Raw genomic sequence first — 13793 nt, 5'->3', positions numbered from 1 at the left:
ATCTTATATATTACAAGTTATGTTAACCAATAAATCAGATGGGGCAGCCGCAAAAACCTATAGCCGCCGAACAGCAGATCCTCTCCTTGGGACGTGTCCTCCAGAGCCTTAGAGAAGAAGATGATGTTGACGTTCTGATTGAAACTACTATTTCTTATCTCAAGGAACAGTTTGACTACAGACTGATTTGGATTGCTCTTTACGATCGCCTAAATCACATATTATTCGGCAAAGGCGGCATTACACCTGATCATGATACGAGCTTTTTACGCCAAAGGGTTGTTCTCAGTCCTGGAGATTTATTAGAACAAGTGGTGATTGAACAGCATCCCTTGGGTATAGCTGATTTACAAACTGAAATCCGCGCCGCCGAATGGGGAAAAATTGCCGAAAAACTCCACATTCAAGGAACGATTATTTTACCAATTCGCTATAAAGACCGTTGCTTAGGCTTGCTGTTACTGGGTTCAGAACGCTGGGGCTACCTACTGACAGGAGAAACAAAAGCACGTTTGATGATGGTTTTAGGTGAACTGGGGGCAGTGCTTTATCAACATGAGATGCATAAGCAGCAAAAGCAAACCAAGCGAACCGACGAGCCATTATTAGAATTGCTAGAAAATTTACGCACTCTCAGTAACCTGAATCAAAGACTTGAAGCAGCGGTGCAAGCAACGCATAAATTTGTCTCCCCCAACCGAACAAATGTTTACTGGTTTGAGCGGGAAGGGCGTTACTTTTGGTGTCGAATGAGCAATCAGCTAGTTAAAATTGATCGCAATTCCAGCAGTCAGCAATCAGCGGGAATGACTGTACAGGAGTTGAGCGACTTTTATTATGCTTTGGCAGTTAACCAAATTGTCTCAATTGGTGATGCACGCAGTTCTTTGAAGAGTCATTTTACGGCAAAATTGCTGCAACGGCTGAAAGTGCGATCGCTCCTGGCCGCTCCGATAATCTGGCAAAAGAACTTAGTCGGTTTTCTGGCAGTGGAAAGTAATGAACCCCGCATCTGGACGGACACAGACAAAAATTTCGTCCAAGGTGTTGCTGGTTTAATCTCACTGGTTGCACCTACCGAAAGTATGGAAAGCACCATTAAACAGATTCAAGAAGATGCCCAACTGACTAGCCAAGTTGCCCAAGGTATCTATAGCGAACATGACCTTCAGGAAACCTTACACAGCTGTGCTAAAAGAGTTTTAGCTAGACTAGGTGCTACCCGCTTTTTGCTGTTGCAGCATGACTCTGAGCAGAATAATTATCAATTTATTTACCAAAGTCAGCCTCATAATCGCCGACCGTTGACATTTAGCCTGAATATTCTCAAGGAATTAGATGGGCAGCTTTTGCAACGTTCAACTCAAGCGGTGGAGATTGAAAACTTAGATGAAGATTTACGCTTTTTTAACTGGCGTCCCTCGTTGTTAGAGAATGGTGTGCGATCGCTACTTATTTGTAAATGCACTCACGGTCAGATACCAGCACCACTTTTGGTCATCACTCACGAAACCCATCGTTCTTGGACAACTCTGGAAAAAGAATTGCTGTGGGCCGTCAGTCAACAGATTGGCGTAATTGTTCGTCAGTGGCAATTACATAACCGTACCACCCAGCAGCAAAAAACTTCCCAGGCATTTGAGCAATGCCTACGCATCTTGACACAATCTCAGAACAGCGTCGAGGTTGAAAAAAAGCATTTAGAACGTACAGCACTCGAACAAATAGCATCAATTTTGGGTTGTCCCTTAGCAGTAATGCTATCCTGGTCACCTGGTGAAAGGAGGGCAGAAATTATCCCTGGAGTGATTGATAATAGCCTATTTGGAATTGTTTCCGATGCATCTATTTCTATTCAGTCTGAAGCCTTAATTCAGTGGGCACTTGCGACAGAGAATTACCTGACTTTGAAGGTGGATAATTTACCCCCGGAAACTCGAAAATGGTTGAATGTTCCAGATAAAAGTCAAATTTTGGTGATGGCATTACGTACCAATGCTGATTATGAAACCACTGGTGTAGTCTTGTTAGTAGACTATCAAGAGCGTCGCTGGTCAGAACAAAACCTCAGTGCGACTGCAACTCTGATTTCTCTGTTAGCTTGGTGGCGTCGTGAAAAGCAAATTACCCGACTTTTAGAATCTACAACAGAGGAATTACGACAACTCAACTGGTATAAACATCGTCGCCTAGAGGAAATCCAAAGAATAACGGCGCTGTCCCTTAAACAAATACATGATTTGGGGATTCCTGCTAATGAATTGACTCAGATGCGCTACCAACTATTGCTGCGGCAGTTAGATCATACAGCTACCTCTATGAGTGGAATGCTTAAACTTGAGCATTGGCAGCTACATATTAGTTGGGAAACTATGCCCATAGCCAGTTTACTGAAGCGATCGCTCGAACGCATCGACAATTTACTTAAACAACAAAAGCTATGGATTGGTGTACATGGCTTAGGACAACCGATTGACGAGCAAGAGTCGCCAAAGAATTCTTCATTAGTCAGAGGTGTTCCTAGCTCCAGCGCTCAATCTTCAATGGCGATCGCTGGTGATATTGTCAAAATTGAATTAGTTATCCATGAATTATTGGTTACTGCCTGTAACCGTTCTCAAAGCGGCGGCAGAATTGATATTTGGTGTCGCCGTTTAGATGCGTCAAAACCCTCAGAGGCAAAGCATTATTCTACAAGTGAAGGGGCTGATCATCAGACATCTCTAGAACTGTCGATTACATACAACGGTGCCATCGAACCACAGTTATTAACAGAACTACATGATAATACACCCAAAGATGTGCTTGCTCCCTGCAACCTCGACCAACCACCAGCTTTACATCTGGTAATCTGCCAAAACCTCATGCAGGAACTAGGAGGAGAGTTGAATTTCTATCAGTTACCAGATAATCGAGTAGTTAGTCGATTATTGTTGCCGTTAGTTGGTAATGATTAGCGAATGGTTTTATCAGATTTTTCTGGTTGCACTAACAAAAATCTTATAGATTCTTAGTAAACTCTTGTCAGAAGAAAGCGATCGCTCCCTTCTAACTTTGGCGAAATACTACATAATCCTAAAATAAGTCTTAAGATAGATTGACAAAACATTTATTTGTCGTAAGCATCCTCCCTTTGTAACAAACTGGTTATAATTATTTTCCATCTCCCTCAGAAATGAAATTCTCATCTACACAGTATTTATATGGGACGTGTTCGTTCTAAATCTGACCTACCCACAAAAATCTGTCCGGTATGTCAACGTCCTTTCACATGGCGTAAAAAGTGGCAAGATTGCTGGGAGGATGTGAAATACTGTTCAGAACGTTGTCGTCGTCGCCGTTCTGAAGCGCAAACTTAAAGGGACTGGGAACTGGGGACTAAGAACTGGAGAATGGGGAATGAATTCTTTCCAATACTCAATTCCCGATACCCAATCCCTGATACCCAATCCCCAATCCCTAATAAAACCAACTGCAACACAGACGCAAATAGCGCAAGAGATTAATGGAGTTACAGGTGCAACCTAAATTAATTATTCATGGAGGGGCTGGTAGTTCTCTCCACGGTAAAGGAGGATTAGAGGCGGTGCGCCGATCGCTCCATACAGTAATAGAAGAAGTCTATTCTCTACTATTGTCAGGAGCAACTGCCTCTGAGGCGGTGGTGCAGGGTTGCCAAATGCTCGAAGACAATCCCCGCTTTAATGCTGGTACTGGTTCAGTACTGCAATCTGATGGGCAAATCCGCATGAGTGCTTCTTTGATGGATGGTGCATCAGGGCGGTTTAGTGGTGTGATTAATATCTCACGGGTGAAAAATCCCATTGATTTAGCGCAATTTTTACAAAGTTCGCCAGACCGAGTGCTATCAGATTTCGGCTCGGCTGAGTTGGCGCGAGAAATGCAACTTCCCAGCTATAACGCTTTAACTGATTTGCGGTTACAAGAGTGGATGCAAGAGCGCCAAGATAATTTTAAAAGCACAATGGCTGGCGTGGTAGCAGAACCCGAACTCGTGGAAACCAGCAATGCCGGACGCGGCACCATCGGCGTAGTAGCTTTAGATGCATCTGGTAGGCTAGCTGCTGGCACTTCTACTGGTGGAAAGGGCTTTGAGCGCATTGGAAGAGTAAGTGATTCTGCGATGCCCGCAGGTAATTATGCTACTAGTAATGCTGGTGTGAGTTGTACTGGGATTGGGGAAGATATCATTGATGAGTGTTTAGCTCCCCGGATTGTGGTGCGTGTCACTGATGGTATGTCCCTGAAGGATGCTATGCAGCGCTCCTTTGGAGAAGCGCACCACAACAAACGAGATTTGGGAGCGATCGCCTTAGATGTCAGTGGAGCGATCGCTTGGGGAAAAACTAGCGAAATCTTACTCGCCGCCTACCACGACGGCGAAAAAGTTGGTGACACCTTGGAGTGGAATGATAATGAATTGATTGGCTATTGTTGAATCAGTTCTAGTGCTTCGGCTAAAGTTTCTTGCTGGTCAAGCATTTCAGCTAATTCTTGGGCTTCATAACGCCCCTCAAAAGCTTCTAGCGCCGCTCTTTTTAGTGCCACTTGATATCCTTGTTGCAGAATATCGATTAATTCTGCTTGATTCAAGTAAAAACCACCGGATTTGCGGCGCTTATTTATTTTGTTGATTTCCCGCACTGTATTTTCTATCGAAACATCCCAAGAGCGAGTAGAACGTTTTTCAGCCTTTTGTTTAATTAAATGGATGAGCAGAATTACACCATAACTATCAATTTTATTGATTTTGTCACTGAGGCTCATTTCTTCTAACTCATCCACCAACAGCAGCGCCTCATGGATTTTGCCTTGTTCTAGAAATTGCCTCAGTTCTAGCAATTCTTCCATCTGCTAAGTCACCTCAAAAAGAGCGCGTGGCAATCCTGACTGGCGAATAATAGAGCGTAAAGTGCCAACACGAAGCTCATCATAATTAGGAACAGGAACAGTTAGAGTTGAGTCTTCTGTTCGCTGCTGCATAATAATATGGCTACCGCGCTGGCGTACTTGCACAAAACCATGCATCTCTAAAATTTGACACACTTCCCTACTCGAAAGAACTCGCAGCTTACCCAATATTTACCTCTAGGCGCGTAATAAAAACTTCTGTAATTAGCCGATCTTGGACTTCAGAGGGGTCAGCTGTCTCAAAAAATAATTCCAATGCTTCAACCAAATTACTGCGTGCTTCTTCGATGGTGTCACCTTGGCTAGCAATATCTAATTCTGGACAAAGCGATACATAGCCCTTTTCTTCACGCTCAATAATAGCGGTAAGTTGTTTTGTTTTCCTCATCTTTTACCTTTAGTTAAATCAGCTAATCTGATGATTTAATTATCGCTTTATTGGCTTTTCTTGCGCCAAGCTGGTTTCACTACCTGACGGCTACGGGCAATCACCAGAGAATTATCAGGCACATCTTCTGTGACTGTAGAACCAGCTGCAATATAGACATCATCTCCCAAGGTGAGTGGAGCTACTAAAACGCTATTAGCACCAGTTTTTGTGCGATCGCCTATTTTGGTACGATGTTTCTTCACGCCATCATAATTGGCAGTAATTGTACCAGCACCAATATTTACCTGATTGCCGACAACGGTATCACCTATATACGACAAATGTGCTGCATTTGTGCGATCGCCTAATTGCGTATTTTTCAATTCCACAAAATTCCCCACGCGGCAACCAGCACCCACTTCTACGTGACCGCGTAAATGAGCATAGGGGCCAATTCGGCTTCCTGCCTGCACAGTGCTATCTGTTACTACTGAATACTGCACTGTGACATTTTCAGCCAACTGGCTATTTTCAATTAAACTCCCTGGCCCAATGTGACTTCCTGTTTGAATCACAGTATTTCCCCGTAGATGAGTTTGGGGTTCAATAATGACATCCGGCTGTAATTCTACAGTTTCATCAATGGTGATACTTGTGGGATCTATGAGGGTTACACCCGCTAGCATCCACTTTTCCTTGACTCGTTTTTGCAAAATTTCGGATGCTGTTGCCAGTTGCAAGCGATCGTTGATACCGAGAATTTCTTGGTAATCTTCCACATCGACTGCCATCACTTGTCCTACCTGAGTTACGGCATCAGTGAGATAGTATTCTTTTTGGGCATTGTTTGCCTGTAAATGGGGAAGCACTTTTGCCAAATCTGGCCAGCGGAAGCAGTAAACTCCAGCGTTAATGCGGTGATTTTGTCTTTGGGCAGCACTACAATCTTTATGTTCGACCATTTGCTGCACAATATTTTCATCGTTACAAAAAACGCGCCCGTAGCCCGTGGGATCGGGTAGTTGGGAGGTAAGAATAGTGGCAGCGTTTTGATTTTGGGCGTGAGTTTGTAACATCTGCTTGAGGGTTTGGGTGCGTATCAACGGTAAATCGCCGTTAAGTATCAACAAATCCCCTGTGTAATCTTCCAAGTGAGGCAGTAATTGCTGGATGGCATGACCTGTACCCAATTGCACAGTCTGTTCGACAAACTCTAAACTGGGAATTAAATGCATGGCGGCTTGCACTTCCTCGGATTGATATCCCACAATCACGATTCGCCGTGAGGGCGAAAGTGGTTCTACACTGTCGAGAACTCTCTCTACTAGCGATCGCCCACCCAAAGAATGTAAAACTTTAGGTAAGCGTGATTTCATCCGTGTGCCGCGTCCCGCCGCTAGAATTGCTACAACTACCATAATTAGCTATCAGCTATCAGTGAAATTGTGATTAATGCTGTTGGTACTTTGAAATACAGGCTCAAATCATACCAGCTAATTATAGAAGACTGAAATTATCAAAGGAGTCAGAATTCAGGAGTTGTGAGAAATTAACTCATCAAAGGCGCAAGTTGCAATAATACCAATTGGCGTTCATTACAGTAGCAGCTAGAAATTCAAATTATTCCCTACTCCCTACTCCCTACTCTCTTTCTTTTCCATGACAAGAGCGAATAAACTCTGCAAACTGCTGCATTAGTTTGGGATTACGCCAACCGGAATCAGTTTCTTTTTGCATTACTGAAAGTGCTTCTGCTGAAGGAAAAGCTCTTTTGTAAGGTCGTTCGCTGGTTAGGGCATCGTAAATATCAATTAACTGAAATACTTGCGCCAGGTAGGGAATATCATCCCCTTTGATTTTATCAGGGTAGCCTGAGCCATCCCAGCGTTCGTGGTGATGACGAATAATCGGAATTACACCCCGCATACTGCGTAGTGGCTGGCAGATTTTTTCCCCAATCAAAACGTGCTGCTGCATGATCTGCCAGTCTTCGGGGGTGAGTTCGCCTTTTTTCAGTAGCACTGCATCGGGGATACCCACCTTACCGATATCGTGGAGATAACCACCCCACATTAAATCTCGAATTTGATAGCGTGATAGGCCGAGGTATTCACCAAAAACTTGTCCCAGTTTTACTAGCCGTTCACAATGGTTGCCCGTATTGGGATCGCGACTTTCAATGGACATGGCAATGGAAAACAGTACTTGTTCGGCATGGTCTAAATCTTCGTTTAGACGCTTTTGCCGCACCAAAGACTTTACACGCGCCGACAGTTCCACTCGATCAAAGGGTTTGGTGAGAAAATCATCTGCACCAACTTCAATTCCCCGGATGCGTGATCGCCTGTCATTTAACGCTGTAATAAAAATCACAGGGATTAGTCTAGTCTGCTCATCCTGTTTAAGCAATTGGCACACTTCAAATCCATCCATTCCCGGCATCATCACATCCAGCAAAATTAAATCTGGTTGTTTTTGAGTTACCAATCCCACAACAATGGAACCACTGTCCGCCTCAATCACTTCGTATCCTTCCATCCCCAAGAGGGCAACAGCAGTCATCCGACTGGCGGCATGATCGTCAACAACTAAAACCTTCGGCGGATCTAAATCAAACCCATTCACTTTAGAACCTTTGGCTTGTAGTGTTCTAGAAACCAGTGAATCATCACCACAACTAACATCAGCTTTTATCCAAGAAGACAGTGCTTGGCTATCTTCAAGCATAAGGTCTCCTTGAGATAAGCCTAAAGAATAACTCTCCGCATTTTGCGATCCTACGGTATTATTTAAACCTATACTCTTCACTGTGTTAATAGGGTTTGACCCACTAACAATTTGTTCTGTAAAGCCTGTATGGTTGGATTTCCATTGAATCACAAAGGCACTCCAAGTTTTTGCACAAGTTAACAGTGTTAAATTTCAAAAAAAATTAATATTCGATTGTATCTGAGCCAGAGTTTTCATAGGGATTATGTATGATATCAAACTGCCTATCTGAGTTTTTCGCAGTATGTATCTTTTATGTTACGAACAAGGTGTATCTTTTTGTCAAATTTTTTGCTCCTAATTCCAGTATGATGAATTTTCATAAATGTTAAATCAGGTTTTTTACGGAGATTATTTAACCTAGCAGCGTCAGAAAACGTTATAGTTTACCAATTTCTATTGAGATATCGGGTTTTGAGTGTCAAATATTTATTGTAATTATTATATATACATATTTTTACTTACTTAGTTATAGCAATACTCAATTACTGCCAATGCTAATGTGATATTAAATACTACCACAAAAACAAGCTATTTGGCTTTTCAAAAGGCAGAAGGCAGGAGGCTGAAGGCAGAAGGGAACCCACGTTTAAAAACGTGGGATTGAAGTAAGGACGCCTTGCAATACTTGTCGGTTAAGGGGAAAAGGGGAAGGGGAAAGAAAAAACCTTTAACCTTTACCCTTTTCCCAAAACCCAATTCCGAGTTAAAAATGCACAAAGCGAGCAGTATTGGGACGCCTTGTGTCTCGTGGCACTTTCCGCTCGACACAAATCTTTTTATACTAATGGGCTGCTAGACCCACAACTAAAGTTTTTATTAATACTTCTTTCCTTCTGCCCTCTGCCCTCTGCCTTTCTTTGTAAAAACTCGTTGCCTGAGTATGTGAATAAAGAAATCAGAAATTTTTCCAAAAAATGTTTACTTTTGTGGAATTAAGGATTAAAGATGAGACTTGTAGTTGCTCAGGTGTAGCCCGTCGTAGACATCACAACCGAACTACAAAGTATTTCCCAAAAAATCTCTACTTTGTTTTCCTAATAGCCACCTTTTTCGCCAACAGGAGGTAGGTTCCAGCGAAGAGATTTCTTGCTCTTGTTGTCGCCGCATCACTATGACTTTGGTTGGATCGCTCAATTGAGGATCGCGATAAGGAATGGCAGCACGAGTTAGCAAGTGTTCTTTTTCAATTTGTGAGAGGGGCAGAGAAGACTCTTTGGGTGGACTAACTTCTGCTCCCCCATCTCTTGCGTGCGATGCCACAGTACCAGGCGATCGCCTTCCCACGGGTGGAGTAGAACCTATGATCAAGCCAGCAGATAAAAGCGCTATGCGTACAGCAGCAGCACAAGAATAGGTGGCTAATAAACCATCTGGATGTAAGCACAATGACAGCTGTTTAATAAATTCAACAGTCCATAATTGAGGACATTGAGGTGGTGAAAAGGGATCGAGGAAAATTGCATCTGCCCAAAAACCCGATTGATGTACTAGCTTTATCGTAGTTCTAGCATCGCCAATTAGTAGCTTCGCTTTTAGGCGAGGTGTTTCCACTTGATGCTCAAAAGCTAGCTCTTGCAACATTTCAATATAGTTACAGTTCCAATTGTCGAACAAGCGATGAGCGATCGCAGCTTGTGGTACACCTGGATTTAGTTCTAAACCGATTACTTCCACACAACAACTAGGATTCACTGCCCAAATTGTCTGCAAAGCAGCAGCCGTGTTATATCCTAGACCATAACAAATATCCAATAGTCGTAAAACTGGTTTTTGCGCTGCTATAGCCAGTTGAGTCGGTTCCACAAACTTGGAAAAACTCTCCTGCTGCGCTCCATAATGACTGTGAAAAGATTCACCAAACTCTTGAGAGACAAAGGTGAAAGAACCATCTGCTGTTAGCTTAGGTGTAAAATTTTTTAAGTCTGACATCTTACAAAAAAACTAAATAATGACCAATGCCAAATTCCCAATTCGTTGTTTCGCCAACTTGGCTGTTTGAACATCTAGATGATCCGCAAGTCGTTATTGTGGATTGTCGCTTTTCTTTAGCCGATCCACAACTAGGACAACAACAGTACCAGACAAGTCATATAAAAGGGTCATATTACCTAGATTTGAATCAGGATCTTTCTAGTCCAGTGGGTAAGCATGGTGGAAGACATCCTTTACCTAACTCTAATGATATAGCGAAGAAATTTGCGGCGATTGGGGTAAATTACCAAAAAACTTTAGTTGTAGCTTATGATGATTCGCGCTTTGCCTTTGCGGCTCGTCTGTGGTGGCTGTTGCGCTATCTCGGACATGAGCAAGTAGCAGTACTGGATGGAGGCTTTGCTGGATGGCAAAAAGCTGGTTATCCTGTTACAGATGTTATTCCTCCCGCCCGAATAGGTACGTTTGTAGCTCAAGTACAAACAGAAAAGGTGGTAGATATTACAGCGGTGAAAAGCCAGAAAGATAGCCACGAGGTAGTATTGGTAGATTCAAGAGAAAGCGATCGCTACCGAGGAGAACGAGAGCCAATTGATAAAATTGCTGGGCATATTCCCGGCGCAGTCAACTATCCTTGGCAAGAAGTTACAGATTCTTCCGGCTACCTACTTCCTCAAGAGGAACAACGTCGTCGGTGGGAGAAGCTACAAGCAGCCGAAGAAATCTTGGTATATTGCGGATCTGGCGTTACTGCTTGCGTAAATTTACTTTCTTTAGAATTAGCTGATATTACCAAAGGTAAACTTTATGCGGGCAGTTGGAGTGATTGGATTAGTTATATGTAGTCATTAGTCATTGGTTTTTAACAAATGACTAATGACAAATGACAAATGACAAATTTCAAAACCTACCTAATTGCAAACTGTAATTAATACTGAAAAACCAGCCATCAAAATCAATGTTTTCGGCGGTTGAACTACCCAAACTTGCTCCAGCCTGTAAATTCAGATTACTAGTATCGGATATTCGGTAATTTAAGTGCCCGAATAGCCGATGAAATTGGTCTTCTCGATCGCGCTGTGTAAAGTCTGAGAAGTTACCCTGGTAGTTAATGCCAACCTGGAGAGGCTTTTGCAAGTAGTAGTTCAGAGACACCCAAAAGGTATTGATTATCCGATTACGACTTGGGGGGTCAGCAAAATTTACACTCAATTCGTAAAAGCTATCTAGGGTTAATCTTGAAGTTAAGGGATCTCGCCTTCCTAAAGACAGTTGCAGGGAATTCTCATTTAAAAAGCGATCGCCTGCTTTAAAGCCATCCAGGCGATCGCTGTTGTTGGCATAAAATAAGTGTTGATTGCTCCAAGTGATTTCACCGTACATCCGCTGGGAGAGATGCTGGTAAAGACTGAGATTTAATCTCACCTGGTTGTAATGATATTGTGACTGATTTATGTAACGAATGAGATTGCCATCAATTGAGGCGTTTAAATAAGTCTTAGATGTCAAAGGGAAATATGCAGAGGCTAGTGTCAGTCCAGAAATAATTAAACCATCTTCTATGGGACTATCATCTGAGGAAAAAATATTAGTCGTCTGGAAGTAGCCTACACGACCCTGTAGGTAGCCTATTGGTTTAAAATTTTTAGGTATGATGGGTTGTTCTATGGGTGGTAGCTGCTGTTCTAGGGGTCGTAACCGCACCCGCAACCCCAATTCGCGATCGCTATCAGACTCAGGTGGTTGTTTTGGCGATCGTAGCAGTTCTATTAGCCTCTCTAGCCTTTGAGAATAATCTATCTCAGGTGTCTTTAATAGTCGCTCTTTTGAGTCTGAAGGAGATGTTGGCAAATTACTTGGCTGCGATTCTAGCTGTGGCGGCTCATTTTGCCTTTGAGCATTTTCAAGTTCTTCAGTTTGGACTGGAGTTTGAGGTATTTCTGGTGCTTGCTGTGTCAGATTCAACGGCATTTGAGAGTCTAAAAAATGCGACTCACTCGACTGCTTGCACAAATAGTTAATTGCCTCTTGTTCCAACTTCTGACATAACCGTTGATAATTTACCTGTGTGCTTACTAAACTGTTCGGACGCGAAATATCTGTATTTGCAGATTCTGCCGCATCTACTCTAATGCAACACCAGCTTCCACCACTGGATGCTAATAAAATACAAAAAAACAAATTTTTCCAGTTTTGGAGTCGCATCTGGTTAGATCGCGTTGATCGCGTTTGGCAAATGTAGACCCACAAGCTGTACCGGAAGTTCCGATTCTGAATAGACAATTGACTGCATCTATTTTAGCCTTGTAGGTATATACTGAAACTACAAACTAAAATTGTTGCTTTTCGGATTTTTTCCCACATTATTTTGTAAAACTGAAATGCCCCGATCAAGTTTCTGCTGAAATTTAATGAAATATAGCCAGTGAGTAATCTCACAAAAAATCCCTCGCAACTTATTGCCCTGCATAACTGATAACCCTTTGGCTGAAATGATTAGAGAGAATTATATGTAACGTACTCATTATTTAATTGTTGATATCAAATACTAATTTTTAAATCTGCTACAGATTTTATTACACACTAATGTTACTCTCAGAATGAGAAATTAAATCAACTAAGTACATATTAGTAATCTGATTTTATTCCTGAACTTACTTGCGTAGAGAGGGAGCAGGGAAGAGAAAAAAGTAATAAAATAATATTGATTTTTCTTAAAAACCAAACATGCATTTATCTAGTTTACTTATTATCTCCTCTATTTATTAGAAAGTAAATAAAAATTCAAATAAGTTTACCTAAAAAATCCTATAAAAATTAGCATTTAGATTAAAAAATAATTTTTTTGGTATTAGTTGAAGCTCAAAAATTATTAACCTATGTTTTATAAATCGTTTCCATTATTGGTGATTAGTTTATGGGCAGTTATAGTACTGCCTTTGCCAAATCGGGTAAGCGCCATAACTCCTCTAACGCGAGCAGAGATTCAGAACCTCCGCAACATCGTACAACTGATACCGAAAGATAAATTGAAGAAACGTCCTGCACGCAAGTTAGATGCAATGACTCCTGGGGATGGGTTGTCAACTGGTAGAGCTTCCCTAGCAGATTTACGTTTCAATGATGGCTCTTTGGCACGAGTTGGAGAACAGGCGTTATTTCAATTTTTACCGAAGACTCGTGACTTTAAACTGTCAAATGGGACTGTGTTGCTGCTCATCCCACCAGGACAAGGACAAACACGTATACAAACACCAAATGCAGCAGCAGCAATTCGTGGTTCAGCATTATTTGTGCGCTACGACCAACAAACAGACACCACTATTGTGGGTGCGCTAACAAATAGCGGCATTGAAGTTTCTAACAAGGAAGCTTCTGAAACTCAGGTGTTGGAAGCAGGGCAAATGGTGATTATAGTTAAAGGGAAATTTGATAGGTTATATGATTTTGATCTAAGAAATTTTTATGAAACGAGCCAACTGGTTCGAGAACTTGATTTGAACAGGCAAAATCCTGTACCTACACCTGATCCTGCAATCACAAGTGTTCAAGCCGAAACTGTTGAGGCTTTGGAAGCACAGCCACCGATAAAAGGCGAGGGAGTATTTGAAATGAAGCTAGCTCCTACACCCGACACCTCAACTGAGACAAAACCCAACGCCTCAACTGAGACAAAACCCAACGCCTCAACTGAGACAAAACCCGACACCTCAACTGAGACAAAACCCGACACCTCAACTGAGACAAAACCCAACGCCTCAACTGAGACAAAACCCAACGCCTCAAC

Annotated in this window: 13 protein-coding genes; 6 read left to right on the top strand and 7 right to left on the bottom strand. The window is 42.3% G+C overall.

Annotated elements, in window-relative coordinates:
• The first annotated feature begins 38 nt into the window (after positions 1-38).
• The 4 genes from ABF638_RS05645 to ABF638_RS05630 all read left to right on the top strand — a co-directional run bounded on the left by ABF638_RS05645 (position 39) and on the right by ABF638_RS05630 (position 4459).
• The gene (locus ABF638_RS05645; protein WP_435021001.1) at positions 39-2957 is read left to right on the top strand and encodes a GAF domain-containing protein; all 2919 of its coding nucleotides are present in this window, start codon (positions 39-41) and stop codon (positions 2955-2957) included.
• Positions 2958-3203: 246 nt separating this feature from the next.
• The gene (locus ABF638_RS05640; protein WP_181932485.1) at positions 3204-3359 is read left to right on the top strand and encodes a DUF2256 domain-containing protein; all 156 of its coding nucleotides are present in this window, start codon (positions 3204-3206) and stop codon (positions 3357-3359) included.
• 40 nt (positions 3360-3399) lie between these two features.
• On the top strand, positions 3400-3528 hold the full coding sequence (locus ABF638_RS05635) for a hypothetical protein (protein WP_435020999.1): 129 nt from the start codon (positions 3400-3402) through the stop codon (positions 3526-3528).
• Positions 3506-4459, top strand: a complete 954-nt coding sequence (locus ABF638_RS05630) for an isoaspartyl peptidase/L-asparaginase (RefSeq protein ID WP_435020997.1) — start codon at positions 3506-3508, stop codon at positions 4457-4459. The genes ABF638_RS05635 and ABF638_RS05630 overlap by 23 nt, the downstream gene beginning before the upstream one ends.
• On the opposite strand, the gene ABF638_RS05625 is transcribed toward ABF638_RS05630, so the two are convergent.
• The 6 genes from ABF638_RS05625 to ABF638_RS05600 all read right to left on the bottom strand — a co-directional run bounded on the left by ABF638_RS05625 (position 4450) and on the right by ABF638_RS05600 (position 10003).
• Positions 4450-4872, bottom strand: a complete 423-nt coding sequence (locus tag ABF638_RS05625; protein WP_435020995.1) for a DUF29 family protein — start codon at positions 4870-4872, stop codon at positions 4450-4452. The genes ABF638_RS05630 and ABF638_RS05625 overlap by 10 nt on opposite strands.
• 3 nt (positions 4873-4875) lie before the next feature.
• Positions 4876-5067: a type II toxin-antitoxin system HicA family toxin gene (locus ABF638_RS05620; protein WP_435020993.1), complete on the bottom strand. Its 192-nt coding sequence runs from the start codon at positions 5065-5067 to the stop codon at positions 4876-4878.
• A 25-nt stretch (positions 5068-5092) separates the two neighbouring features.
• Positions 5093-5320, bottom strand: coding sequence for a type II toxin-antitoxin system HicB family antitoxin (locus ABF638_RS05615; RefSeq protein WP_181932482.1), 228 nt, complete (start codon positions 5318-5320; stop codon positions 5093-5095).
• A gap of 47 nt (positions 5321-5367) precedes the next feature.
• Positions 5368-6720 carry a bifunctional UDP-N-acetylglucosamine diphosphorylase/glucosamine-1-phosphate N-acetyltransferase GlmU gene (gene glmU / locus ABF638_RS05610; RefSeq protein ID WP_435020991.1) on the bottom strand — a complete coding sequence of 451 codons (1353 nt, stop codon included), beginning with the start codon at positions 6718-6720 and terminating at the stop codon, positions 5368-5370.
• 223 nt (positions 6721-6943) lie between these two features.
• Positions 6944-8182 (bottom strand): HD domain-containing phosphohydrolase, encoded by a 1239-nt coding sequence (locus tag ABF638_RS05605; protein ID WP_435020989.1) that lies wholly within the window; start codon positions 8180-8182, stop codon positions 6944-6946.
• Between the two features lie 888 nt (positions 8183-9070).
• Positions 9071-10003, bottom strand: coding sequence for a tRNA (5-methylaminomethyl-2-thiouridine)(34)-methyltransferase MnmD (locus tag ABF638_RS05600; RefSeq protein ID WP_435020987.1), 933 nt, complete (start codon positions 10001-10003; stop codon positions 9071-9073).
• Positions 10004-10029: 26 nt separating this feature from the next.
• Here ABF638_RS05600 and ABF638_RS05595 point away from each other — a divergent pair, with 26 nt between their 5' ends.
• Positions 10030-10851, top strand: a complete 822-nt coding sequence (locus tag ABF638_RS05595; protein ID WP_435020985.1) for a sulfurtransferase — start codon at positions 10030-10032, stop codon at positions 10849-10851.
• Between the two features lie 55 nt (positions 10852-10906).
• Here the strand turns inward: ABF638_RS05595 and ABF638_RS05590 are convergent, their stop codons facing one another.
• Positions 10907-12211, bottom strand: coding sequence for a hypothetical protein (locus tag ABF638_RS05590; protein WP_435020983.1), 1305 nt, complete (start codon positions 12209-12211; stop codon positions 10907-10909).
• Between the two features lie 674 nt (positions 12212-12885).
• Here ABF638_RS05590 and ABF638_RS05585 point away from each other — a divergent pair.
• Positions 12886-13793, top strand: a 908-nt coding sequence (locus ABF638_RS05585; protein WP_435020981.1) for a FecR domain-containing protein, incomplete at its 3' end; no start/stop codon positions are given.

Origin of the sequence: Nostoc sp. CALU 1950 (genome assembly GCF_051172895.1) — a bacterium.
Classification (GTDB): Bacteria; Cyanobacteriota; Cyanobacteriia; order Cyanobacteriales; family Nostocaceae; genus Nostoc; species Nostoc edaphicum_A.
This window is presented reverse-complemented; position numbering and strand designations above follow the sequence as displayed.

Coding starts and splice junctions, on each gene's coding strand:
- ABF638_RS05590 (WP_435020983.1), bottom strand. CDS start 12,211: ATGCGACTCCAAAACTGGAAAAATTTGTTTTTTTGTATTTTATTAGCA.
- ABF638_RS05600 (WP_435020987.1), bottom strand. CDS start 10,003: ATGTCAGACTTAAAAAATTTTACACCTAAGCTAACAGCAGATGGTTCT.
- ABF638_RS05630 (WP_435020997.1), top strand. CDS start 3,506: ATGGAGTTACAGGTGCAACCTAAATTAATTATTCATGGAGGGGCTGGT.
- ABF638_RS05615 (WP_181932482.1), bottom strand. CDS start 5,320: ATGAGGAAAACAAAACAACTTACCGCTATTATTGAGCGTGAAGAAAAG.
- ABF638_RS05595 (WP_435020985.1), top strand. CDS start 10,030: ATGCCAAATTCCCAATTCGTTGTTTCGCCAACTTGGCTGTTTGAACAT.
- ABF638_RS05645 (WP_435021001.1), top strand. CDS start 39: ATGGGGCAGCCGCAAAAACCTATAGCCGCCGAACAGCAGATCCTCTCC.
- glmU (WP_435020991.1), bottom strand. CDS start 6,720: ATGGTAGTTGTAGCAATTCTAGCGGCGGGACGCGGCACACGGATGAAA.
- ABF638_RS05635 (WP_435020999.1), top strand. CDS start 3,400: ATGAATTCTTTCCAATACTCAATTCCCGATACCCAATCCCTGATACCC.
- ABF638_RS05640 (WP_181932485.1), top strand. CDS start 3,204: ATGGGACGTGTTCGTTCTAAATCTGACCTACCCACAAAAATCTGTCCG.
- ABF638_RS05625 (WP_435020995.1), bottom strand. CDS start 4,872: ATGGAAGAATTGCTAGAACTGAGGCAATTTCTAGAACAAGGCAAAATC.